This is a genomic window from Arthrobacter sp. MA-N2, from assembly GCF_000517125.1.
In the GTDB taxonomy this organism is placed as follows: domain Bacteria; phylum Actinomycetota; class Actinomycetes; order Actinomycetales; family Micrococcaceae; genus Arthrobacter; species Arthrobacter methylotrophus.
The window spans coordinates 3,250,380-3,274,271 of the sequence record NZ_KI912155.1; the positions used below are offsets into that span (position 1 = coordinate 3,250,380).

Sequence of the window (23,892 nt, forward strand, 5' to 3'; positions counted from 1 at the left end):
AGTTCAGCTTCGTCGGTGGTTTCCGGTGGTCCTGTAGACGTCGAAGACGCCGTCGATCCTTCGCACGGCGCTGAGTACATGGTGCAGGTACTTGGGGTCTCCCATTTCGAAAGCGAAGCGGGAGATCGCCACACGGTCGCTGGAAGTGTGCACGGACGCAGCCAGGATATTGACGTGGTTCTCCGATAGAACGCGGGTGACATCCGAGAGCAAGGACTTCCGGTCGAGGGCTTCCACTTGGATCTCAACCAGGAAAACGCTGGATTGGGTCGGGGCCCATTCGACTTCGACGATACGGTCCGGCTGGTCCCGGAGATCCGAGACATTCGTGCAGTCGGTGCGGTGAACCGAAACACCCGAGCCCCTGGTGACGAAGCCAAGGATCGGATCGGGTGGTACGGGCGTACAACAGCGGGCGAGCTTCACCCAGACATCTCCCACTCCCCGGACAACGACGCCGGAGTCCGAGTACCGGGCTTTCTGGAGCTGCGAGGGGATGCTGACTTCCTCCAGGTCCTCGTCTGGAGTTTCATGGCCACCGAGGTGCTCCATGAGCTTTTCCATGACGGACTGCGCCGAGGTGTGGCCATCACCTACACCGGCGTAGAGACCCGAAATATCAACGTAGTGGAATTCCTCCGCCACCGTGGAGAGCGCGTCATGTGTCATGAGCCGCTGAAGGGGCAGGTTCTGCTTGCGCATCGCACGGGTCAGCTGGTCCTTGCCCCGATCGATCGCCTCTTCGCGGCGCTCCTTAGTGAACCATTGCCGGATCTTGTTACGGGCCCGGGCGCTCTTGACGAAGTGTTGCCAGTCCTGGCTCGGCCCTGCACCTTCGGCCTTGGACGTGAAAATTTCCACCCAGTCGCCGTGATTCAGTTCGCTGTTAAGCGGTACCAGCTTGCCGTTGACACGCGCGCCGATTGTCCGGTGACCCACCTCGGTGTGGACAGCATAAGCGAAGTCAACCGGCGTCGATCCAGCAGGAAGGGCCATGACCTCGCCCTTGGGCGTAAAGACGAACACCTCGCGGGCATTGATCTCAAAACGCAAGGAGTCCAGGAATTCGCCCGGATCAGATGTTTCCTGCTGCCAGTCGACCAATGAACGCAACCAGCCCATGTCGCCGTCTTTGGGACTCCCCGGGCCCACGGCAGTCCGGTTGGGCTGGTCCTTGTACTTCCAGTGGGCCGCCACGCCATACTCGGCACGGCGGTGCATCTCGTGCGTGCGGATCTGGATCTCGACAGGCTTACCGCCAGGCCCGATCACCGTGGTGTGCAAAGACTGGTACATGTTGAATTTCGGCATAGCGATATAGTCCTTGAACCTCCCCGGCAGGGGGTTCCACCGCGAATGCAAGGTGCCAAGAGCTGCGTAACAGTCACGGACGGAGTCCACCAAGACACGCACGCCCATAAGGTCGTTGATGTCGTCGAAGTCCTTGTCACGGACGATCATCTTTTGGTAGATCGAGTAGTAGTGCTTGGGCCGGCCCGTGATGGTTGCCTTGATGCGGGCAGCCCGGAGGTCTTCGGCAATCTGGTTGCGGATGACGCTCAGGCTCTTCTCGCGCTCCGGCGTGCGGTCCCCCACCATCCGGACGATCTCTTCATAGACCTTCGGGTACAGGGCGGCGAAAGAGAGGTCCTCAAGTTCCCACTTGATCGTGTTCATGCCGAGGCGGTGGGCCAGCGGAGCGAAGATCTCAAGCGTTTCACGGGCTTTGCGGGAAGATGATTCAGCGGAAACGAACCGCCACGTACGGGCATTGTGCAGCCGGTCCGCAAGTTTGATCATCAAAACGCGGATGTCCTTGGCCATGGCCACAACCATCTTGCGGACGGTCTCTGACTGCGCAGCCTCACCGAACTGGACCTTGTCCAGCTTGGTGACACCGTCCACGAGCATCGCAACCTCGGGACCGAAGTCGCGGGTCAGGTCAGCGAGCGTGTAAGGAGTGTCCTCCACGGTGTCGTGCAAGAGCGCAGCGGCCAAGGTGGTGCCGGTGAGCCCGAGCTCGGCCAAGATCGTGGCCACCGCTACCGGGTGGGTGATGTAGGGATCGCCGCTCTTGCGCTTCTGTCCTTGATGGCTGCGCTCCGCGACCGTGAAGGCCCGCTGGATCAGGTCGAGGTCTTCCTTGGGGTTGTTCGCCCGCACTGTCCTGAGGAGAGGTTCGAGAATGGGCGAATAGGTGCTCGCGCCGCGCCCCGTGAGTTTCGCGAGCCTGGAGCGTGTCCTTTCGCGCCGTCCGGGAAACGTTGGACGCACGCCTGGGCTGTCCACCGGAACACCACCCGCAGTGTTTCCCGTAGATGCGGTTGCGGTGACGGGCACGCGGCTCAGACCGTCTTCCCCGCCCGTCGGCGGCGCCGACGTCGTACGTTCCTCCACAAGAGCACCCCTCACGACTGACTTAATTCTTCCAGTCTATTCCCGACGGTGACCTGTCCAAGAACCGGTACCCAGATGACGGAGGCAGGAACACGAAAGGCCGCTCACTGCCCTGGGCAGTGAGCGGCCTTCCACAAGGAAACCAGGCTAAACAGTAGCGGCTTCCGAATCCGATGCGGCGGCCGCTGAGCGACGATTCGCGACCTTTTTGGCCTGCTTCTGCAGTTGCGGTTCGCTTTGGCGCAGCCAAGCATAGAGCGGAGCTGCGATGAAGATTGTTGCTGCAGTGCCAATGAGGATACCGACGAACAACGCCAGGGACAGGTCGCGGAGCGTGCCCGCACCCAAAAGTCCGGCACCGATGAAGAGAATCGCGGCGACTGGCAGCACGGCCACCATCATGGTGTTGATGGAGCGTACCAAGGTCTGGTTGACGGCAAGGTTGACCTCTTCGGCAAACGTACGCCGGCTCGAGGTGGTGATGTCAGAGGTATTTTCGCGGATCTTGTCGAAAACCACCACGGTGTCGTAAAGCGAATAGCTGAGAACAGTCAGGAAGCCGATGATGGCCGACGGCGTCACTTCAAAATCGCTGAGCGAGTAGACACCGGCCGTCGTGAACATCGTGACCAGCATGCCGGCGAGGGCCGAGACGGACATCTTCCACGTGCGGAAGTACAAGGCCATCAACAGCGCGGCCAATCCCACGAACACCGCCAGGCCAATCAGCGCCTGCTTGGTGACGTCCTGCCCCCATGTGGGGCCGATAAAGGTCGAGGTGACCTCGTTGTCCGTGACGCCGTAGGCCTTGGCTAGGTCCGTCTTGATCTTGATCGTCTGGTCATCGCTGAGTTTGTCCGTCTGGATACGCATAGTGTTGCCGGCGACGTTCGCAACGCGCGGAACAGCACCGGACACGACGTCATGGACCGCCTTTTCACCCACGGCGGAATCAGTGGTTTTGACGTTGGAAACGGTGAACTCGGAACCACCCCGGAAGTCAATGCCAAGGTTGTAACCACCTTTGACCACCGGCAGGAGGATCGAGATCGCCACGGCGACAGCGGCGATGAAGAACCAGATCTTTTTGTTGGCTACGAAGTCGTAGGAGCGTTTGCCCGTGTAGAGCTCATTGCCGAACTTTGCGAAGCTCGTGGTCATTACTTCTCCTCCTTGGTGCCATTGGAAGAACCGGCCAGCTGGGCTTGCTTCTCGGCAAGTCGGCGCTCGGCGATGGTCATGCGGCGCTCGGCTTCCGCGGCGGCACCGGTGTTGCGGGCGCGCACGACGGCGGGCTTTTCCGTTGGCGTACGGAGCCTGCCCGCACCGCGGTACAGCGGCACTGCTCCCAGGCGCTCGGGGTCCAGGCCGGAGAAGCGGTGACCTTCACCGAAGAACTTGGTCCGGGCCAGCACCTGGAGCGTCGGGTGCGTGAACATGAACACGACCAAGAGGTCGGCCAGCGCGGTGAGCCCGAGAGTGAAGGCAAAACCGCGGACGTTTCCAACAGCGACAAAGTACAGCACCAGGGCGGCGAGCAGGTTGACTGCCTTGGAGGCAAGGACGGTGCGCTTGGCCCGCTTCCAGCCGTTCTCGACGGCGGACACGAGTCCCTTGCCCTCACGCAATTCGTCTCGGATACGTTCGAAGTACACGATGAAGGAGTCCGCGGTTTGCCCGATGGCCACGATCAGACCTGCCACACCGGCAAGAGAGAGACGGTAGTTTTCGGTCCAACCAAGAATCGCAATCGCAAGGTAGGTAAGTCCGCCTGCCACCACGAGGGAGAGGATGGTGACAAAGCCCAAGGCGCGGTACTGGAAGAGAGAATAGACCACCACGAGCAGTAGGCCGATCACACCGGCCATCAGCCCAAGACGCAGCTGCTCCCCACCGAGGGTTGCCGAAATCTGTTCCTCGGACTGGATGTCGAAGCTAATGGGCAAGGCGCCATAGCGCAGTTGGTCTGACAAGGCCTGCGCGGACGCCTGCGTGAAATTACCTGTGATCTGCGGCTTGCCATCAGTGATCACAGCAAGGGAGCGTGGAGCAGAGATCACCTGGTCATCCAAAACGATGGCGAACTGGGACTTGGGATCGTTGCCGCCCGAGGCCTGCGAAGCGACGTAGAACTGGTTGAGCCTTTGGGTAACGTCTTTGAACGTCTTGGTGGCGGCGGCGTCGAACGTGATGGTCACGCCCCATGCATTGGTGACCGAGCCCTGTGCGCCCTGGACGGGATCGAAGGAGGACGAGACAATGTCCTGGCCCTTCACTTCCACGGGTCCGAGGATGTACTTGACGGCAGGGGTGGTGGCAGTTGCTGCCTCGCAGGTGACCAGCGGCTTGGCCGGATCGGACCGGGGTTGCTTGTCCTGGGAGGGATTGACGCAGTCCAGGGCTTCGAAGGCCTTGTAGACATCGGCCGTCACCCAGTTGCTGTCGCTGGCGTTGGTGGGCGCAGCTGTAGGCTTGGGCAGACTGGCATCCGGCGTTCGCGATGCCACCGGGACCGCCGCAGGGTCCCCGGTCATAATGACCGGGCGGAAGTTCATATCGGCTGAAGCCTGGATCAAGGCGCGGGTTTCCGAGCTTGGTGTGCCGGGTAGGCTCACCACCACGTTACGGCCCGACTGGGTGGTGATTTCCGCCTCGGCTACGCCGGAGCTGTCTACGCGTTGACGAATAATCGCAACGGCCTGGTTCAACTGGTCCTCGTTGATGCCCGAGGATCCTTCGACCTTGGGCGCGAGGATCATCTGCGTTCCACCCTCGAGGTCAAGTGCGAGCTTTGGTGCCCAACTTGCCTGGCCGGTGATAACGCCGCCACCGAGGACTGCGGTCAGTACAGCGAATATTGCGACAAGCCAGATCAGCACCCTGCGGGCTGCATTTTTGTGGCCGGTTCGTGCCATGTTCGATCTTCCTGTTGATGACGGAACAGCCGCCGGCTTGCACTTGTAAGCGCAGGCCGGCGGCGGTTCATTGCCGTAGAACTATTCCCGCTGGTTGTACGGGTACGGACTAGCTGTCCTTCTTGCCCTCATCATTGAGGCGCTTTAGGGTTTCCTCGGAGGTCTCAGCCGGTGCCGGCGCGTCGGTGTCCGCGGACGTCAAAGACGACGCGTCATCCGGAACGTCAACAACCGTTTCCTCGGCGGGCTCAACGATCTTGGTCACAGCCTGGCGGTGCACGGTAGCGAGATTACCGGGAGACAGCTCCAGGACAACCTTGTTTTCCGCTTCGTCCATCGAGATGATCCGGCCGAACAAACCGAAACTGGTCATCACGTCAACGCCAGGAGCGAACTGGGACTGCAGCTTGGCCTGCTGTTGCTGCGTCTTCTTGTTACGGCGGAACATCATGAAGATGAAGACGCCGAGCATGGCGAACAGCAGGATTGTCATTGGATCCACAGGGAAGTTCCGTTCTTTACTTGCGTTTTTGGTTTCACGGCTATGTCTGCCCGGTGGATCCGACGGCCGTGGAGCTTCCTCCATTTGGCCGCACAATGCTCCGACGGGCGGGCACAGAACCAAGGACTCGAACGTGCCGAGTGTCATACCAGTCTAGAGGCATAAGCTGAATAGATCGCGCTAGCGGCCGGTGTCTATGCTTTCGGCCTCAATTTCGCCGTCCTGGAACAACGTAAGAGGGTCCTGTCCGAACACTCCGGCCGGCACTGCATATCCGAGGTGGGTCCACGCGGACGCCATGGCAATCCTGCCGCGCGGCGTCCTCCCCAAAAGTCCTTCACGTACGAGGTACGGCTCAGCCACGGTCTCGACTGTCTCCGGCTCTTCGCCTACCGCAATCGCGAGGGTGGAAAGCCCCACAGGCCCCCCGTTGAACTTGGTGATGAGCGCCTCCAAGACGGCGCGGTCCAAGCGGTCCAGTCCGCGCTCGTCCACTTCGTACATGTCCAAAGCGGCGGAAGCCGCGCGGGCGTCGATCTGCTCGATTCCGTGGACCAACGCCCAGTCCCGGACGCGGCGCAGCAGTCGGTTGGCGATACGCGGCGTCCCCCGGGAGCGGCCTGCGATCTCACTGAATCCGGCCGAGTTGACCTTCAGGTCAAGCAGTCCCGCCGAACGGCGCAGAACCAATTCAAGCTCGGCCACGGAGTAGAACTCCAAATGTCCGGTGAAACCAAAGCGGTCGCGCAGGGGGCCTGGCAGGAGACCGGCCCGGGTAGTGGCGCCCACGAGGGTGAAGGGCGGCAACTCAAGCGGAATGGCCGTTGCCCCCGCGCCCTTGCCTACCACGATGTCCACCCGGAAATCTTCCATGGCCATGTACAGCATTTCCTCGGCAGGCCGGGACATCCGGTGGATTTCATCGAGGAAGAGCACCTCGCCCTCCGAGAGGGACGAGAGGATAGCCGCCAGGTCGCCGGCATGTTGGATGGCGGGTCCACTGCTGATCCGCAAGGGAGCATTCATCTCGGCGGCGATAATCATGGAGAGCGTGGTCTTGCCCAGACCCGGAGGGCCGGAAAGCAGAACGTGGTCCGCGCTGCGGCCGCGCATTCTCGAGGCTTCCAGCACGAGCGAAAGTTGCTTGCGAACGCGGTGCTGGCCAACGAAGTCGTGGAGGTTCTTCGGGCGCAGGGCCGCCTCGATGACGCGCTCCTCGGGCTCCTCTCCCCCGGTAACGAGGGACTGCTCAGCCACGGCTGCCTACCCGGTTTCCCGCGCGGGCACCGTCCTGGCCAAGCCAGCGGAGCGTCGCACGCAGGATCTGGGCGACGTTGCCGGCGTCGGCCAGCTCCGGGGAATCGGCCATGGCCTTGTCGATACTGCCGGCGGCGTCCTTCTCCGACCAGCCGAGGCTTGCCATGGCAGCAACCACCTGCGGCTTCCAATCGGACTCGGACGCGACGGCGGGGGCAAGCCCTGGCGCGGTGCCGAGCGGTACGAGCTTGCCAGCCAGCTCCAGCACGATCCTGCCGGCCACTTTGGGCCCGATGCCGGGGACTTTGGTGAATGACTTGGCGTCACCGGAATGGGCGGCCACCCGGATTGCCTCGGGTTCATGGACGGCAAGGACCGCCAGGGCCAGCCGCGGCCCCACCCCGCTCACACTGAGCAGGACATCGAAGACTTCCCGTTCGTCGTCGTTTGAGAAACCAAAGAGCGTCAGGGAGTCCTCCCGGACGATCAACGAGGTGAACAGCTTCGCTTCCTCCCCGACATGCAGGTGGCTGAGAGTTTGGGGCGTGGCGTAGACGCTCATTCCGGCACCGTTGAGGTCGATGACGGCCGTGGAAAGGCTGACGTGTGCCACGGTTCCGCGAAGAAAACTGATCAAGACCCGGCTCCTGAAGTACTGCCCCGTGCATGCTGCGCCGCGGGCTATCCGAACATATCTACGAATACCCTAACAAGTGCCACCGACAATTACCGGGCACGGCGCGCTTTCGCTTCCGCTTCCGCCCAGGCCCGCTGTGCCGGCGTCAAGGCACCGCTACCTGACCCGCCGGTGGAAACGGCGGCGCCACTGCCTGCCCGCCACGCGTGCGTGACGGCAAGGGCCAAGGCATCGGCAGCGTCGGCCGGCCGGGGCGGCGCGTCGAGGCGGAGGATTTTGGTGATGAGTTTCGTTACCGCCTCCTTGTTGGAGGTACCGCTTCCCGTGACGGCGGCTTTGACCTCCGACGGCGTATGGAGCGCCACCGGGATGCCGCGCCGTGCAGCAGCCGCGATGACCACACCCGACGCCTGGGCCACTCCCATGACCGTACTGACGTTCAACTGGGAGAAGACCCGTTCAACGGCCAGAACGTCGGGTTTGTACAGGTCGAGCCATTCATCGATGGCCTCGGCGATAACCAGCAAGCGCTGGTCCAGCGACTGTTCCGGGGAGGTTCCCACGACGCAGACGGCCACCATCGTGGCGCGCCTGTTCCGTTCGACGTCGACCACTCCGATGCCGCAACGGGTGAGGCCCGGATCGACTCCTAGTACGCGAAGAGTCAAGTCCGGGCCCCCTTTTTAGTTGTCAGGCTGTGTTTGTCTATCGAAAGAAACTGTTACTCGGCTTCGAGCGCCGCCTGGACTTCCTCGCTCATGTCCGCGTTGGTATAGACGTTCTGGACGTCGTCGAGGTCCTCGAGGGCGTCCACGAGCTTCATGAACTTCTTTGCACCGTCGAGGTCAAGGGGCACCTGCATGGACGGCACAAACTCGGCTTCGTCCGACTCGTATTCAATGCCGGCCTCCTTGAGGGCGTCACGGATGGCTTGGAGATCGGTGGGCTCCGAGTGGATTTCCCAATTCTCTCCGCTGTCCTTGACTTCCTCGGCCCCGGCGTCGAGCACGGCCATCAGGATGTCGTCTTCGCTGAGCCCGTTCTTCGGCAGGTTCACGACGCCCTTGCGGGTGAAGAGGTAGCTCACGGAGCCGGGGTCGGCAATGGTGCCGCCGTTGCGGGAGATAGCGAGCCGGACCTCCGAAGCAGCACGGTTCTTGTTGTCCGTAAGGCACTCGATCAGGAGTGCCGATCCCTGCGGGCCGCGGGCTTCATACATGATTTCCGTGTAGTCGACCACTTCGCCGGTCAGGCCGGCACCGCGCTTGATGGCACGGTCGATGTTGTCAGCGGGAACCGATGTCTTCTTTGCTTTGGTGACAGCCAGCTCCAGGCTGGGGTTGCCGGCAAGGTCCGGTCCGCCCATGCGGGCGGCGACTTCGATGTTCTTGATCAGTTTGGCGAACGACTTCGCGCGACGGCTATCGAGGATGGCCTTCTTATGCTTGGTGGTTGCCCATTTGGAGTGGCCTGACATGCTTTACGCTTCTCCTCTGATCATTCGAATGAATAGTTCGTGCACGCGCTTCTCCCCCGTCACTTCCGGGTGGAAGGAGGTGGCCAGCAACTGGCCCGAACGAACTGCAACAATTCTAGCCAACCCGTGCAAAGTATCCGTGTGGGCTGCCTTGCCCGGCTCCACCTGGGCGAGGATTTCGACGCCGGGACCGACCCGTTCCACCCACGGTCCGCGGATGAAGACCGCGTGGACGGGAGCCACGCCGGACTCCCCCGCGCTGAAGTCGAGCCCCTTGAAGTCAAGGTCCGTCTCAAAGGACTCCCGCTGCCGGCCGAAAGCGTTGCGACGGACCGTGATGTCCAGTCCACCGAACGTCTGCTGCGGATTCCCGGCGAGGTCGGAGGCGGGGTCGGCGATGTCGTCCGCCAGCAGGATCATGCCCGCGCAGGAACCATAGACCGGGAGCCCGGACGCGATCTGCTTGCGGATCGGATCGGCAAGTTCAAAGATGCGCGCCAGCTTGTCGATGGTGGTGGATTCGCCGCCGGGGATGATGAGGCCGTCAATATCGTCGAGCTCCGCGGGCCGCCGGATGCCAATGCCGGTGGCACCGGCTGCTTCAACGGCGTGGATGTGCTCACGAAAATCGCCTTGTAGTGCGAGGACGCCGATGCGCAGGCCCGAGCCCACGCTTGATGACGCCTCGGAAGGGGGATTGGTCATTCGACCATCATAATGCGCCGCCGCTGCCGGGCTCGCCTTGGCAACCCGGCTACGCGCCGGCGGCACGTGGTTTATGCACCAACTGGGATATATTACAGAGCATGTTTTCGTTCACCGTTCCACTCGGCAAGCTGGTCCGTGCTGTGTCCCGGCTTCGCGGCGGGGGTTCGGCATTGCCCGGCCTCGTGGTCGAAAGAATCGACCCCGGCTTCATGCAGCGGACACTGTCCTCACTCCCCCACGGGGTAGCCGTAGTGAGTGGGACCAACGGCAAGACGACCACCACCAAAATGGTCGTGGAGCTCCTGGAAAGCCAAGGCCTGAAGGTCTTCACGAACCGGACGGGGAGCAATTTCACCCGAGGAGTGGCAGCGGCCCTCCTCGGCGAGGTGGACTGGCGCGGCAGACTGGACGCCGACGTCGCCGTCCTGGAACTCGACGAGGCACATGCCGTGCACTTCGTGAACAAGGTGCCGCCGCGCTATTGCCTCCTCCTCAACGTCCTGCGCGACCAGCTGGACCGCTTCGGCGAAATCGACGCGACGGCGATGCTCCTCCAGCGGATCGCCGAAAGAACCACCGGAACCGTAGTGCTGAACCGCGAAGATCCCAGGGTTGCCCGTATCGCGGGGGCCGTCAGCGGTCCCGAGGTGCGCTACTTCGGATTGGACGAATCACTGCGCAGCACCTTCCCGAACGACGACGACATGCGCGCGGCGGCTCCCGGAACCAGCGCTCCGGGCACCAGCGCCCACGGCGACGTTCCCGCCGTCGAAACGGCCGACGTCGTACTCCGCCGGGTTGGTACCGACGACGCGGACTTCGAGTTCGACGGAACCCGGGTGACGACGCACATGAAACTCCGTGGCGTCTACAACATCTTCAATGCAGCCGCCGCGTTGGTACTCGCCAGGAGCATCACCGGCGCAAGCGGAAGGCCCGGCGATGCGGCCAAGCTGGTCAAAGCGCTTTCCGAGGTGGCTCCGGCCTTTGGCCGCGGGGAGAGCCTGACAGTGGATGGCCAGCCCCTTGAGCTGGTGCTGGTGAAGAACCCGAGCGGTTTCCGTCTGGGTCTGAAGTCTTTTCCGGCAAAGGGCTACGCTTCCATGATCGCCATCAATGACAACTATGCCGATGGCCGTGACATGTCGTGGCTGTGGGACGTTGAATTCGAGTCCCTGCGCGAGGACGGCGTCGAGGTTGTCACCGGGGTCCGAGCTTACGACATGGCGCTGCGCCTCCAATACGACGACGTCCGCTTCGGCTCGGTGGACACCGACATTCCCGCGGCGTTGGCTGAATTCATCCGGGGTTCGGCGGGCAAACCGAAACGGGTTTTCTGCACCTACACGGCAATGTTGGCCATCCGCCGCGAACTCTCCAAGATCACCACTGTGGAGGTAGTCTCATGACCCCGGCCGAAGACACCGCGCACCACGCAAGCAAAGGCACTATCCGGGTACTGCAGCTGTATCCCCGTGAAATGAACATCTACGGAGACTGGGGCAACGCACTGGTCTTGCAGCAGCGCTTACTCTGGCACGGTTACACGCCTGAGCTCCTCGAGTACAACGTAGGCGACGACTTCCCCGAAGATATCGACATCATTGTGGGCGGCGGCGGCCAGGACAGCGGCCAAATAGTCATCCAGGACGATCTCCAATCACGCGCCGGGCACCTCCGCGAAATGGCCGAGGAGGGAACGCCCATGCTGGTGATCTGCGGGCTCTACCAGCTCTTCGGCAAGTTCTTCAAAACGAAGGGCGGCCCGGTCATTCCCGGTATCGGCATCCTGGACGTGGAGACCGTCGGCACCGATGAACGACTCATCGGAAACGTCACGCTCACGTCTCCTGAGTTCGGCGAAATCCTGGGCTACGAAAACCACAGCGGGCAGACCACCCTCGGCAGCGGCGTCGAGCCCCTCGGCACAGTGTCCAAGGGCGCCGGCAACAACAGCAAAGATGGTCATGAAGGTGCCAGGCACCGGAATGTGGTTGCGAGCTACCTGCACGGGTCCCTCCTGCCCAAGAATCCTGCCATCGCCGACTTCCTGATCCGGACCGCCGTCGAACGCAAGTACGGCACCTTTGTCCCTGGAACGCCCGACGACGGTGTTGCCCGCCTCGCGCGCGAACACGCGGCAAAGCGCCCCCGCTGAAGATCGTGGTGGACCGGGCCCCAGGAGCCGTGGATTTCGCCCCGGCGGAACGCTCCTAGAAATCCTGGAGTGCGCGCACGTGATTGTGTAGTTGGCGGGCGACGTGGGCGATGAGCTCTTCCGCGGCCGGTTGATTCGCCGCGGCGGTGGTCGATTCGGTGAGGGCCGTCACGGCGATGGTGTGGCCGTTGCGGTGTTGGGCGACTCCGATTTCATGCCGGAGGTTGAGAAGCGTCCCTGTTTTTGATGACCAGACGGTGGCGTCGGTGTCGAATTCAGGAGCGAGCCGGTGGCGGAGGACGTTGGCATTCATGAGCTGTCGGAGTCGTTGGGCTGCGGCCTCATGGATTCGGGTGGGGCGCCAGATTTCGTTCAACAGGTTCGTGAAAGCTTCCGCGGTGCCGGTGTTGGCGCGGGCTGGATCCAATTGAGAGAGCAATGGGCCGGTGGCCCGGTTCACGCTCTCGATAGCGAGGTGGTGGGCCAAGTATCGTTCCTCGGGTCTTAGCCGCGCCTCTGCGGTATCGGCCAGCTCACCCAGGCCGTGCCGTAGGATGATGCCGCCAAGGTTCAGCTCCCGCATCAGCCAGGTGACGTGCTCGGGCGGAGTGATTTGCAAGAGCGCGTCAGTGGCGGAGTTATCGCTGACGCTGACGCTAAGGTAGAGCAGATCGTCGATGGCAATGGTGGCAGGGTGCCGGAATCTACTCAGCCCGGTGGGACCTGGAATGGTGAGCCGGCCGGGGCTGACGTCAACGCGTGTGTTCCCCTTGATCTCACCGTCGATGATGCGCTGCATGGTGGCCAGCGCAAGTGGGACCTTGACGAGCGACGCGGCGGGGAAAACACGATCCGGGTCGAGGCTGATCTGCTGGCCCGTTGCCAGGTTGCGGGCGGTGAAGGACCCGAGGATTCCGCCTTCGAGGAGTTTCGTGCGGAGCTGGTCCAGGAGGGTTTCAGTATTCAATCGCCTGGGCCCCAAGGACGTCTGCGATGCGGGCCCAAAGCTTGTCTTTCAGTGTCGCTACCTCAGTGGAGTCAACGCCGGTGATCGCGTAGGTGCGGTTGAGACGAACTTCGCCGAGGGGCCGCCAGTGCAATTCGAATCGCTGTGCTTCCCCCGGTGTGCAAAGGACGAGGTCATCGTCACGGAAGGCAGCCAGTGCAGCAGCCTGGGCTGATGTTGCACGTTCCACTTGGCCGGGTTTGAGGCCGTTGCTGTCCCGGAGGTGGTAGAGACGGTCCCGAATGTGGGAAACGTCGTCCTCCGGCAGTATCCACAACCGGGTCGTAGGTGCGTCGACCCGTCGCCGCGAGCGGAGGCAATCGAGAAAGAAAGGCCCGGTCTCTTCCGGGTGGGCCTGCCCCACACCCAACGGAATCGCCCACGCTGAAAGGTCCGGTGGGGAAGGAACAAGGGCTGTCCTTGGTTCAGGGTCGCTCATGTCTTTGTGTCCAAGTTCCCATCCGGCATAGACCACTTCGAGGTCGATCGAGCCCTTCTGGGCGTCACGTATGAGGCGGGCCACTTTCTGGGCCGGGCAGCCCTCGGGGACAGCCAGGGTAATCGCTTGCAGATGGGATTGCCCGGCGATCTCCTCGATCCGGCCCGCAAGTTGGGTCAGACGGCGGGCATAGGGCAAGAGGGTTGCCCCGAACCGGCTTGGTCGGTGGTTGTCGCGGTCGATCACAATGTGTCCAAGGTGCTGTTCAAGGGCCGCGACGCGGCGGCTTGCTGCCGATTGGGGAATCCCGATCCTGGCAGCGGCGACAGTGAAACTTCCCGCGTCGCAAACGTGCACGAACGCTTCGCAGGCGGCGAGGAGATTCATCTGCACATCCTAACCGGGGTTCCGGACGGGACGAGCATGCGAAAAGTGCATGACCGCATGCCCTTCTAGCCTTTGACGCATGGGCTGTCGTCGCGTTTAGTCAGAGCGGAATCACTGCCAGCCACCCGCGTGGGCGCAGTTCACGTCAGCAAAGGGGACCATCGTGCAAAGCAAAAAACTCCTCCCGATCATCACGGCATTCGCCATCGTCACTGGACTGCTGTCCGGGTGTTCGAACGATCCAAACCCGGGTTCGGGAATTGCGCACCCACCTTCGGCTTCCAGGCAAGCCTCCAACACCATCTCCGTAGCAGCCACAGAGCCGTTCTCGGGACTGGAAAAGGAGTACGACGCGCGCCTTGGCGTGTATGGGATCGACACAGGCACGGGCAAAACCGTCATGCACCGGGCAGACGAGCGCTTCGCCTACGCCTCAACGTCCAAAGCGCTGCTCGCCGGGGCAATCCTTGCCAAAACCAGCACGCCGGAACTCGATCAAATCATCCGATACACCAGCGGCGATCTGGTCAGCTACTCACCCGTCACCGAGAAACACCTCGATACCGGAATGCCGTTGCGTGAGGTGATCGCTGCAGCCCTTCAATACAGCGACAACACTGCAGCGAACCTGATGTTCAAGCAGCTCGGCGGTCCGAAGGGTCTGGACGAGAGCCTCAAAACGATCGGCGATACCACCACCCACGTAGACCGCACCGAACCTGAGCTCAACGAAGCCGTCCCCGGTGACATCCGAGACACCACCACACCAAAAGCCCTCGGAACGGACCTTGCCGCATACACCCTCGGCAACGCCCTCACCAGCGAATATCGAGCGCTCCTGACCGGATGGCTCAAAGGAAACACCACCGGCGGTAATCTCATTCGTGCCGGTGTCCCCAGCGGCTGGACCGTTGGAGACAAGACAGGCGGCGGCAGTTTCGGAACCCGCAACGACATCGCCGTTATCTGGCCCACCACAGGCGCCCCCATTGTGCTCTCCATAATGTCCAGTAAGAGCACGAAGGACGCCAAATACGACGACGCGCTCATCGCAGCCGCAACCCGGGCCGCTATCGCCGAACTCAGACCCAACTAACTCGCAGTTGTCGTCGTTTTGAGGGCTTATAACGGCAACAAATGCGAGTTAGTTGGGTTAACGCACGACGGCGGTGGGTCGCCATTGATTGGTGACCCACCGCCGTCGAACTGCTTCCGGGGTTTGGTTACCAGCCGCGCTCGGCGAGACGGTGCGGTTCGGGGATGTCCTCGACGTTGATGCCGACCATGGCTTCGCCCAGGCCGCGGGAGACCTTGGCGATGACGTCGGGGTCATCGAAGAAGGTGGTCGCCTTCACGACGGCCGCGGCACGCTGGGCCGGGTTGCCGGACTTGAAGATGCCCGAGCCGACGAACACGCCGTCCGCGCCCAGCTGCATCATCATGGCAGCATCGGCCGGGGTGGCGATGCCACCGGCGGTGAACAGCACCACGGGGAGCTTGCCGGTGGCGGCAACTTCCTTCACGAGCTCGTACGGGGCCTGCAGCTCCTTGGCCGCAACGTACAGCTCGTCCTCGGGCAAGGAGGCCAGGTTCTTGATCTGCGCACGGATCTGGCGCATGTGGGTGGTGGCGTTGGAGACGTCTCCGGTGCCGGCCTCGCCCTTGGAACGGATCATGGCAGCGCCCTCGTTGATGCGGCGCAACGCCTCACCGAGGTTGGTGGCACCGCAGACGAAGGGAACCGTGAAGTTCCACTTGTCGATGTGGTGGGTGTAGTCCGCCGGGGTCAGGACCTCGGACTCGTCGATGTAATCCACACCGAGCGACTGCAGGACCTGGGCTTCGACGAAGTGGCCGATCCGGGCCTTGGCCATGACAGGGATGGACACTGCGGCAATGATCGCATCGATCATGTCCGGGTCCGACATGCGGGACACGCCGCCCTGGGCGCGGATGTCCGCGGGAACTCGCTCGAGCGCCATCACGGCAACGGCACCAGCGTCTTCGGCGATGCGGGCCTGCTCGACGTTGACGACGTCCATGATGACGCCGCCCTTGAGCATCTCGGCCATGCCGCGCTTGACGCGGCTGCTGCCCGTAACGCTGGCTGCGGACGAACCGGCTTCGTTGCTTACATCAGGTGTAGACACAAAAACCCCTATGGGTAGATAGAAGACCTTGGCCGGGGCGCAGGCGGACAGGGGGCCATACACAGCGCACACCGGATTTCCAGGTCACATTGACCAAGTACCTTCAATACTAGTCCCCTGTGCTGGGCCGGTCGTACTTGATTACCGGCATCGAGGCTGCCAGCTCCCGGGTTCCGGGCAGGCCTCGCGCAGGCCAGGTGCGCGGCTAGGCGGGCGTGCCGCCGTCGACCTCTGCCATGGCCTGTTCGCGGACAGCCGCCATCCTCTGGACGACGGTGACGACCGTCGCTGCGGCGAGCAGCACGAGCGTCACAAGCAACACGACGGGCGGCAGGCCCAAACCGGTCAGGCCTGTGACGAACAGCACGGAGATGAGCCGCTCGGCCCGTTCGGCAATGCCGACGTTGGCACAGAAGCCCAGCGACTCGGCCTTGGCCCGCGCGTAGGAAACCACCATTCCGAGCACCAGACAGGCGAGGGCCGCCATGGCGATGGAGATGTTCGCGCCACTCGTGAAAAACCAGATGGCGACGCCGGCAAAAATGGCACCGTCGGCCAGCCGGTCCAGCGTGGAGTCGAGAAAGTTTCCCCATGGACCGCTACGGCCCTGTTCCCTCGCCATGATGCCGTCCACCACGTCGGACAAGGCGAAGACCGCAATCACGAGCGAACCCCACCAGAGCTGGCCTAGGGGATACAGAATCAGGGCCCCGAGTATGACACCGGCGGTCCCGACGACGGTTACGGCGTCGGGCGATACCCCCGCCTTGAGCAGGAAGCGGGCAAGGGGCGAAAACAGCCCGGTGAAAAACCCGCGGGCATGCCGATTAAGCATCCGTCTCCCCGGATAAATCCGACTCCCCTGGCCAGGCGTCTGCCACTTGCTGACGGACCTCATCAAGGGTCTGGGTGACGGCCTTCGTCTGGGCGATGATCGGGAAGAAGTTTCCGTCCCCGCCCCAGCGCGGAACCACGTGCTGGTGCAGGTGGGCAGCGATTCCCGCCCCGCCGGCGACGCCCTGGTTCATGCCCAGGTTGAAGCCGCTCGGGTTGGCCACCTTGCGCAGTACGCGCATTGCGGTCTGGGTAAGTTCCGCCATCTCGGCTGTTTCCTCGACGGTGATGTCCGTGTAGTCCGGCACATGCCGGTACGGGCACACCAGCAAGTGGCCCGGGTTGTAGGGGAACAAATTGAGCACTACGTAGCACGTCTTGCCACGGTACGCGATGAGGGATTCCTTGTCCGGGCGGCTTGGAGCCAGGCAGAACGGGCAGTCGTCCTCGTTTTTAAACTGGTTCTGCCCACCCTTGATGTAGGCCATGCGGTGGGGAGTCCAGAGGCGCTGGAAGGCGTCAGGAACACCTGCCAGGCTGAAGTCGTCAGTCACTTCGGCATCGCCCGGATAGTCAGCTGTCACGCCCGTGTTCTCCTGCACTTTTTCCTGTCCCCTGCGTCGCCCGGCTCGTCAGCTCTCGCGGTTCTTGACGGCGTCCACGATTCTCCGCACGGCTTCGGCAACGGGCACCCCGTTGTCCTGGCTGCCGTCGCGGAAGCGGAACGACACGGCACCGGCCTCCGCGTCCTCGCCGCCGGCGATGAGAACGAAGGGAATCTTGTCCTTGCTCGCAGTGCGGATCTTCTTCGGGAAGCGGTCCGAGGAAATGTCCACCTCGGCACGGATGCCCTCGGCCTTGAGCTGGTCAACGACGTCGAACATGTAGTCGTTGAACGCTTCCGCCACCGGGATGCCGACGACCTGCACGGGGGCAAGCCATGCCGGGAAGGCTCCTGCATAGTGTTCGGTGAGAACGCCCATGAACCGTTCCACCGAGCCGAACAGCGCACGGTGGATCATGACCGGACGCTGGCGTGTGCCATCGGCCGCCTGGAACTCCAGCTCGAAACGCTCAGGCAGGTTGAAATCCAGCTGGATGGTTGACATCTGCCATGTGCGGCCCAGCGCATCCTTGGCCTGCACGGAAATCTTCGGGCCGTAGAACGCTGCTCCACCTGGATCCGGGACCAGCTCCAGCCCCGAAGCCTCCGCCACTTCGGCCAGGGTTCGGGTTGCTTCCTCCCATGCAGCGTCTTCACCAACGAATTTGTCTTCGTTCTTGGTGGACAGTTCGAGATAGAAGTCGTCCAGTCCATAGTCCTTGAGCAGGCCGAGGACAAAGTTCAGGGTGGTTGTGAGCTCGTCCTTCATCTGCTCGCGCGTGCAGTAGATGTGGGCGTCGTCCTGTGTCATGCCGCGCACACGGGTCAGTCCGTGAACGACCCCGGACTTCTCATAGCGGTACACGGAGCCGAATTCGAAGAGCCGCAGCGGCAGTTCCCGGTAGGAGCGCCCGCGCGAACGGAAGATGAGGTTGTGCATGGGGCAGTTCATCGGCTTCAGGTAGTAGTCCTGGCCGGGCTTGCGCACAGTGCCGTCCTCGTTCAGTTCCGCATCGATGTGCATCGGCGGGAACATGCCTTCCTTGTACCAGTCAAGGTGCCCGGAAACTTCGTAGAGGTGACCCTTGGTGATGTGCGGCGTGTACACGAAATCGTAGCCTGCGTCCACGTGCCGCTGGCGGGAATAGTCCTCCATGGCCTTGCGGATGATGCCACCCTTCGGGTGGAACACCGGCAGGCCCGAGCCCAGCTCGTCCGGGAAGGAGAACAGGTCCAGCTCGGCGCCGAGTTTGCGGTGGTCTCGACGCTCCGCCTCTGCGATCCGCTCCTGGTAGGCCTTCAGGGCGTCCTTGGTGGGCCACGCGGTGCCGTAGATACGTTGCAATTGCTGGTTGTTCTGGTTGCCCAGCCAGTAAGCCGCCGACGAGCGGGTCAGCGCAAAGGCATTGGAGATCAGCTTGGTATTGGGAAGGTGCGGGCCGCGGCACAGATCGCACCAGACGCTGTCGCCGCTCTTGCGGTCCACGTTGTCGTAGATAGTGATGTCTCCAGCGCCCACCTCGACATTGACGCCCTCGCCGGCGTCGGCCGCCTCGTTCTTCTTGCCCAGCAGTTCAAGCTTGTAGGGCTCGCCCTTCATGGCTTCGCGGGCTTCGTCTTCAGTGACGACGCGGCGGACGAACTTCTGGTTCTGGTTGATGATCTTCTGCATCATCTTTTCGAGCTGGCGAAGATCTTCCGGGGTGAAGGGCTCGGCAACATCGAAGTCGAAGTAGAAGCCATCGGTAATGTACGGGCCGATCCCGAGTTTGGCGTCAGGACGCAACTGCTGCACGGCCTGGGCCATAACGTGTGCGGTCGAGTGGCGCAGGACGTTCAGGCCGTCCGGCGATTCGATGGTGACGCCTTCAACCTGCGCGCCTTCGGGCAGCACCTGGTCAAGGTCCTTGAGTTCGCCGTCGACTCGGGCTACTACGACGTCGCGGCGCTCAAAGAAGAGTTCCGCGCCGGTGGTCCCTTCCGTCACCTTGGTCTCTTCGCCATCGACGATGAGGGTGATCTGCTGGGCATCTGACACGGGTGTCTCCTATTCATTGATAAGGCTTCATAGCTTGTGGCGTACGGGGACCACAGCCAGCCACCGTCCATCGTATCCGCTCCGGCTGGGGCCGCCAAAGCACGCCGCGGCCCAGCCTTCTTGACTCAACCGGCACCGGCGTCCGTTTCAGGAGCGGGCCTCCAGCAACGCAAGGAGAGCTTGGCCATCCGGGCTGCCCAGACCGGTGCAGGGATCCCAGCCGGTCCCGGCGTGGTAGCTTCCATTGGAACCGCTGGTGATGTCGTGGAATCCTGACGCCGGGGGGATGCCGTTTTGGTAAAGCAGAGGCTGGATCAGCCCAAAGCGCCGATTCGTGGCTTGAGCCAGCCGGGCGAGCAGCGCCGCCCAGAGGGGCGCGACCGCACTCGTTCCGCCGATCACCATGTCCTTCCCGTCGACGCGAACCTGGTAGCCGGTCTGCGGGTCGGCGACGCCGCTGACATCGGGCACGCCCCGTCCCGCTTGCTTCGGAGCGGGTTTGTGCTTGGCGTGTCCCACGATCCCGGACTGCCAGGAGGGGACAGGGAAGACATCGCTGTATCCTCCGCCGGTTGCCGAGTTCGGGCCATCATTCCAGACGGTCTCGGCGCTGATCGTTCCCGTGGCGGGATCCGCTTGAAGTCGGGTTCCGCCGCAAGCCAGGACGTGAGGGCTCGACGCCGGGAAATCCGCGTGGTCCTTGCTGTCTGTTGCGCCGTCGGAACTGCCGTTGTCTCCGGCTGCCGCTGTTACCGTGACTCCGAGGGCCGCGGCGTCGGCCATGGCCTGGTCGAAGCTTGTCCGGGCTTGGGCCGTCCACGCGTCCTCGCTTTGGCCCCAACTGATACTGATCGACGTCGGTGCCGGGCTCGCGTGGGAGGCAGCGACGATCGCGTCGAGGAACCCGGCGTCGGTATTAGGGGCGAAGTAGACCACGATGTTGGCCTTGGGAGCCAGGGCGCCGACCACTTCGATGTCGAGCAGGACTTCCCCGTCGGCCCCGGTAGGGTCCTGCCCGGGTTGGTTGGACCCGCCGTCGACTCCCACTGCGGTGACAGTCGGCGTCGAAATGCCGAGGCTTTGGAAGTAAGTGTCGAGGTCCTGTTGCCCGAACCCGCCGCCGAGTTCGAGGATCGCCACGGTTTGCCCGGAGCCGTCGGTACCGTCGGGGAAGTTGTAGATCTTTCCCAATTGGGGTGGAGTGTAGCTGGTGCCGGTCGAAGCCAAGGGAACCACGCGAAACTGGGCCCTGGCCTGGGGCCGGTCGTCAAGGCCAAGGACGGCAACAACGACGCCGTCGAGCGCTGCGGGCACCTGGAGGCCTCCCGTGCGGTGCCGGTGCGTGACTGCGGTGCCATCCGGAGCGCGACTCGTCAGCTCATCCAGTGACGTTCCGAAAACGCTGCTTAGCAGGCCCACGGTGCCGGCAAGCCGAATCCGGCGGCTGGCTGCATCCGAATCGATGACCTCGAGTCCCAAGCCGGAGAAAGTGCGCACGGCAAGACTTAGGTCCGCTGCAGATGCACCATACCGCGAGGCCAGTTCGTCCCGCGAAATCGGAGTCGTTGGAAGTTCCGTCAATTCTTCCTGGCGCCGAAGGATGACCGTGACCTCAATCCGGCGGGAAGGATCAACGGGACCGTGAATGTCGCGAACACCCGGAGCGGGCGCCCTTTCCGATCCTGCCAGCGGGACACTTTGCGTTTCCTCCGGCCGCTGCTCTTCGGGGGTCTCCGTGGACATTACTGCCTCCTACGCTCGCGTGACAGAGCTCCGTTCCCTGCGATTATGCCCCCGGAACCTCCTTGGCACCATGCAGGACAGCGCTTGGGCGTGGCCGCCACGCGCGGTAGCGTGGGCGTGGGCCGGTCGCTGCCACCGCATTGACCGGCGTCATGGCGAGTCAAAGGAGCGAACCATCAATAGGTCACACCGCACATCAGCTCATGAACCGGACACCACAGTGGAGCTGAACCCCATCTTCAGCCGGCCCGGAGAGTCCAGCATCTTCCCGCGATTCACCCTCCCGGACGGCGAGTCCCTGCCTTCGACGGCCTACCAGGTTGTCCACGACGAAGCCATGCTGGACGGGAACTCGCGCTTGAATCTCGCGACGTTCGTTGGGACGTGGATGGAATCGGAAGCGTCGAAACTCTATGCCGAGACGTTCGACAAGAACATGATCGACAAGGACGAATACCCGCAGACGGCCTTGATCGAGACCCGTTGCTGGCGGATGCTCGCAGATTTGTGGAACGCGCCCGATCCCGCCAAAGCCATTGGAACCTCGACCATCGGTTCCTCGGAAGCGTGCATGTTGGGCGGCCTGGCGTTCAAGCGCCGCTGGCAGCACGCGCGGCGGGCGGCCGGTCAATCGACCGACAAACCCAATCTGGTCCTCAGCTCGGCCGTGCAGGTGTGCTGGGAGAAGTTCTGCAACTACTGGGACGTGGAAGCCCGGTACGTTCCAGTGTCAAAAGAACACCCGGTGCTCGACGGCTATGAGCTGGACAAGTACGTGGACGAGAACACGATCGGCGTTGTGGCCATCATGGGAGTGACCTACACGGGCGCCTATGAACCGATCGAAAAGATCTCCGAGGCCCTGGACGAGATCCAGGCACAGCGCGGCTTGGATATCGCCATCCACGTGGACGGCGCATCCGGTGCCATGATTGCCCCCTTCCTGCAGCCGGAGACGGTCTGGGACTTCCGTTTGGCACGGGTGGCCTCGATCAATACCTCGGGCCACAAGTACGGTTTGGTGTACCCGGGCCTTGGCTGGGTCATTTGGCGGGATGAGGAGGCCCTCCCGGAGGATTTGGTCTTCCACGTCAGCTACCTCGGCGGGAACATGCCGACCTTCGCCCTGAATTTCTCACGCCCCGGTGCGCAAGTGCTTCTTCAGTACTACTTGTTTCTCCGCTTGGGTTACGAAGGATACAAAGCCGTTCAGGCAACCTCCCAGGATGTTGCGCTCTACCTCTCCAGCGAAATTGGCACGATGGAGTCGTTCACTTTGTGGAGCAACGGATCGGACATCCCGGTCTTTGCCTGGCAACTCACCGACGGTTACACGGACAAGTGGAATCTGCACCACCTCTCCGAACGCTTGCGGATGAATGGATGGCTCGTCCCCGCCTACCCGTTGCCAGAAGGGTTGAGCGAGATTACCGTCCAAAGGATCGTTGTCCGCAACGGTTTCACGCGCGATCTCGCGTCCAGTTTCCTCAGAGATCTGAAAAAAGAGGTTGCCTACTTGGATGGCCTCACCGCACCCATGCCTGCCGGCGGACAAACCCAGGCGTTCCACCACTAATTAGTTTCAAGGAGCGCTCATGTGCCGCTTGTTCGGTTTGCATGCCGGTTCGGAGCCAGTCCGGGCCACTTTCTGGCTTCTGGACGCACCGGACAGCCTGGCTGACCAGAGCCGACGCGAGCCCGACGGCGCCGGCATAGGTACCTTTGACGCTGACGGTGATGCCCACGTAGCCAAACAGCCGCTCGCCGCTTGGGAGGACCACGCCTTTGCACGCGAGGCACGCGTCCTGAAAAGCACCACGTTCCTGGCCCATGTGCGGTATGCCAGCACCGGCGCTCACACCATGGTCAACACGCATCCGTTCGAACAGGACGGGCGGCTATTCGCCCATAACGGCACCTTCGCCGATCTCGAACGGCTGGATGGGCGGCTGGCCGAGTTGGGTGTTTCGAATCTGGTCAAGGGCCAGACGGACAGTGAGCGGCTCTTCGCGCTGATCACCGCGGAGAGCCGGCGTGCCGAAGGGGACGTCGGGAAAGGAATCACCCGGGCAATCAACTGGATCGCCAGGGAGCTTCCCGTGTTCAGCTTGAACCTCATCCTGACGACAGCAACAGAGCTGTGGGCAGTCAGGTACCCGGACACGCATGAGCTGCATATTCTGGAACGCTTGCCTGCAAGCTCCGGCGAAGCTGCTCCGCTCGATGCGCGAAGCTCCCGCATCCGGGCGCTCAGCAAGGATCTCGGCCGCTCGCGTCACGTCATCATCGCCACAGAACCGATGGATGACAACCCCGAGTGGCGTGCACTGGGGGGTGGCTCGCTGGTCCACGTGAGTCCCGATTTGGTGGTGACAACAAGTTATCCCTTCCCTGCGGAACCGGCCCATCGGCTGGAACTGTCCGAGCTCTCCCCCTCCGCGGCCGCATCCCAAAAACCCTGAGCACCGAATGCCAAGTCCTCCTCTCCCACCCGCCCCCGATGCCACCCAGCCCCGGGCGGACCCTCTGGAGCACGATGTGTGTCATGGTTGATCCCGTCCGGGGCAATTGCGAGCTCGGCTGCTGGCTCGAACCCGATGCTATCCGAGGCGGCCTCCAGGGTTTCCTTCACCGGGCAAC

The 23,892-nt window shown here is 62.7% G+C and carries 21 protein-coding genes; 5 read left to right on the top strand and 16 right to left on the bottom strand.

All coding sequences use genetic code 11. The features are described 5' to 3' along the window. Positions 1-3 precede the first annotated feature (3 nt). The 9 genes from A3M3_RS0115905 to pdxT all read right to left on the bottom strand — a co-directional run bounded on the left by A3M3_RS0115905 (position 4) and on the right by pdxT (position 9,890). Positions 4-2,397, bottom strand: coding sequence for a RelA/SpoT family protein (locus tag A3M3_RS0115905; protein WP_028267159.1), 2,394 nt, complete (start codon positions 2,395-2,397; stop codon positions 4-6). A 147-nt stretch (positions 2,398-2,544) separates the two neighbouring features. Further along, the gene (gene secF, locus A3M3_RS0115910) at positions 2,545-3,558 is read right to left on the bottom strand and encodes a protein translocase subunit SecF (protein ID WP_028267160.1); all 1,014 of its coding nucleotides are present in this window, start codon (positions 3,556-3,558) and stop codon (positions 2,545-2,547) included. Beyond that, a complete protein-coding gene (gene secD, locus A3M3_RS0115915) occupies positions 3,558-5,312 on the bottom strand; it encodes a protein translocase subunit SecD (protein ID WP_028267161.1) in 1,755 nt (584 codons plus the stop codon). Before secD ends, secF begins: the two co-directional genes overlap by 1 nt. A gap of 109 nt (positions 5,313-5,421) precedes the next feature. Further along, a complete protein-coding gene (gene yajC / locus A3M3_RS0115920) occupies positions 5,422-5,805 on the bottom strand; it encodes a preprotein translocase subunit YajC (protein ID WP_028267162.1) in 384 nt (127 codons plus the stop codon). Positions 5,806-5,994: 189 nt separating this feature from the next. Next, positions 5,995-7,071: a Holliday junction branch migration DNA helicase RuvB gene (ruvB, locus tag A3M3_RS0115925; protein WP_028267163.1), complete on the bottom strand. Its 1,077-nt coding sequence runs from the start codon at positions 7,069-7,071 to the stop codon at positions 5,995-5,997. Next, positions 7,064-7,708 (bottom strand): Holliday junction branch migration protein RuvA, encoded by a 645-nt coding sequence (gene ruvA, locus A3M3_RS0115930; RefSeq protein ID WP_028267164.1) that lies wholly within the window; start codon positions 7,706-7,708, stop codon positions 7,064-7,066. The genes ruvB and ruvA overlap by 8 nt, the downstream gene beginning before the upstream one ends. A gap of 89 nt (positions 7,709-7,797) precedes the next feature. Next, positions 7,798-8,376, bottom strand: a complete 579-nt coding sequence (gene ruvC, locus A3M3_RS0115935) for a crossover junction endodeoxyribonuclease RuvC (protein WP_028267165.1) — start codon at positions 8,374-8,376, stop codon at positions 7,798-7,800. 53 nt (positions 8,377-8,429) lie between these two features. Then, positions 8,430-9,185, bottom strand: a complete 756-nt coding sequence (locus A3M3_RS0115940) for a YebC/PmpR family DNA-binding transcriptional regulator (protein ID WP_028267166.1) — start codon at positions 9,183-9,185, stop codon at positions 8,430-8,432. Positions 9,186-9,188: 3 nt separating this feature from the next. Continuing rightward, positions 9,189-9,890 (bottom strand): pyridoxal 5'-phosphate synthase glutaminase subunit PdxT, encoded by a 702-nt coding sequence (pdxT, locus tag A3M3_RS0115945; protein ID WP_028267167.1) that lies wholly within the window; start codon positions 9,888-9,890, stop codon positions 9,189-9,191. Between the two features lie 101 nt (positions 9,891-9,991). Here pdxT and A3M3_RS0115950 point away from each other — a divergent pair, with 101 nt between their 5' ends. Both A3M3_RS0115950 and A3M3_RS0115955 read left to right on the top strand, forming a co-directional pair. After that, positions 9,992-11,302, top strand: a complete 1,311-nt coding sequence (locus tag A3M3_RS0115950) for a Mur ligase family protein (RefSeq protein WP_028267168.1) — start codon at positions 9,992-9,994, stop codon at positions 11,300-11,302. After that, positions 11,299-12,051 carry a type 1 glutamine amidotransferase gene (locus tag A3M3_RS0115955; protein WP_028267169.1) on the top strand — a complete coding sequence of 251 codons (753 nt, stop codon included), beginning with the start codon at positions 11,299-11,301 and terminating at the stop codon, positions 12,049-12,051. The genes A3M3_RS0115950 and A3M3_RS0115955 overlap by 4 nt, the downstream gene beginning before the upstream one ends. 55 nt (positions 12,052-12,106) lie before the next feature. Here the strand turns inward: A3M3_RS0115955 and A3M3_RS0115960 are convergent, their stop codons facing one another. Beyond that, positions 12,107-13,018 carry a serine hydrolase gene (locus A3M3_RS0115960; protein ID WP_028267170.1) on the bottom strand — a complete coding sequence of 304 codons (912 nt, stop codon included), beginning with the start codon at positions 13,016-13,018 and terminating at the stop codon, positions 12,107-12,109. After that, on the bottom strand, positions 13,008-13,883 hold the full coding sequence (locus A3M3_RS25495) for a LysR family transcriptional regulator (protein ID WP_035741897.1): 876 nt from the start codon (positions 13,881-13,883) through the stop codon (positions 13,008-13,010). The genes A3M3_RS0115960 and A3M3_RS25495 overlap by 11 nt, the downstream gene beginning before the upstream one ends. 163 nt (positions 13,884-14,046) lie before the next feature. On the opposite strand from A3M3_RS25495, the gene bla reads away from it, so the two are divergent. Beyond that, positions 14,047-14,979 carry a class A beta-lactamase gene (gene bla / locus A3M3_RS0115970; RefSeq protein WP_081736836.1) on the top strand — a complete coding sequence of 311 codons (933 nt, stop codon included), beginning with the start codon at positions 14,047-14,049 and terminating at the stop codon, positions 14,977-14,979. 127 nt (positions 14,980-15,106) lie between these two features. On the opposite strand, the gene pdxS is transcribed toward bla, so the two are convergent. The 5 genes from pdxS to A3M3_RS0115995 all read right to left on the bottom strand — a co-directional run bounded on the left by pdxS (position 15,107) and on the right by A3M3_RS0115995 (position 21,252). Further along, on the bottom strand, positions 15,107-16,033 hold the full coding sequence (gene pdxS, locus A3M3_RS0115975) for a pyridoxal 5'-phosphate synthase lyase subunit PdxS (protein WP_028267172.1): 927 nt from the start codon (positions 16,031-16,033) through the stop codon (positions 15,107-15,109). Positions 16,034-16,238: 205 nt separating this feature from the next. Then, entirely contained in the window at positions 16,239-16,868 is a 630-nt protein-coding gene (gene pgsA / locus A3M3_RS0115980; protein ID WP_028267173.1) for a phosphatidylinositol phosphate synthase, read from the bottom strand. Continuing rightward, complete coding sequence (locus tag A3M3_RS0115985) at positions 16,861-17,469, bottom strand: HIT family protein (protein WP_028267174.1); 609 nt, start codon at positions 17,467-17,469, stop codon at positions 16,861-16,863. Before A3M3_RS0115985 ends, pgsA begins: the two co-directional genes overlap by 8 nt. A 30-nt stretch (positions 17,470-17,499) precedes the next feature. Further along, a complete protein-coding gene (gene thrS / locus A3M3_RS0115990; protein ID WP_028267175.1) occupies positions 17,500-19,509 on the bottom strand; it encodes a threonine--tRNA ligase in 2,010 nt (669 codons plus the stop codon). Between the two features lie 147 nt (positions 19,510-19,656). Next, complete coding sequence (locus A3M3_RS0115995) at positions 19,657-21,252, bottom strand: S53 family peptidase (RefSeq protein WP_035741904.1); 1,596 nt, start codon at positions 21,250-21,252, stop codon at positions 19,657-19,659. Between the two features lie 175 nt (positions 21,253-21,427). On the opposite strand from A3M3_RS0115995, the gene A3M3_RS0116000 reads away from it, so the two are divergent. Continuing rightward, entirely contained in the window at positions 21,428-22,828 is a 1,401-nt protein-coding gene (locus A3M3_RS0116000; RefSeq protein WP_028267177.1) for a glutamate decarboxylase, read from the top strand. Between the two features lie 19 nt (positions 22,829-22,847). After that, positions 22,848-23,714 carry a class II glutamine amidotransferase gene (locus A3M3_RS0116005; RefSeq protein ID WP_028267178.1) on the top strand — a complete coding sequence of 289 codons (867 nt, stop codon included), beginning with the start codon at positions 22,848-22,850 and terminating at the stop codon, positions 23,712-23,714. Positions 23,715-23,892: the final 178 nt, after the last annotated feature.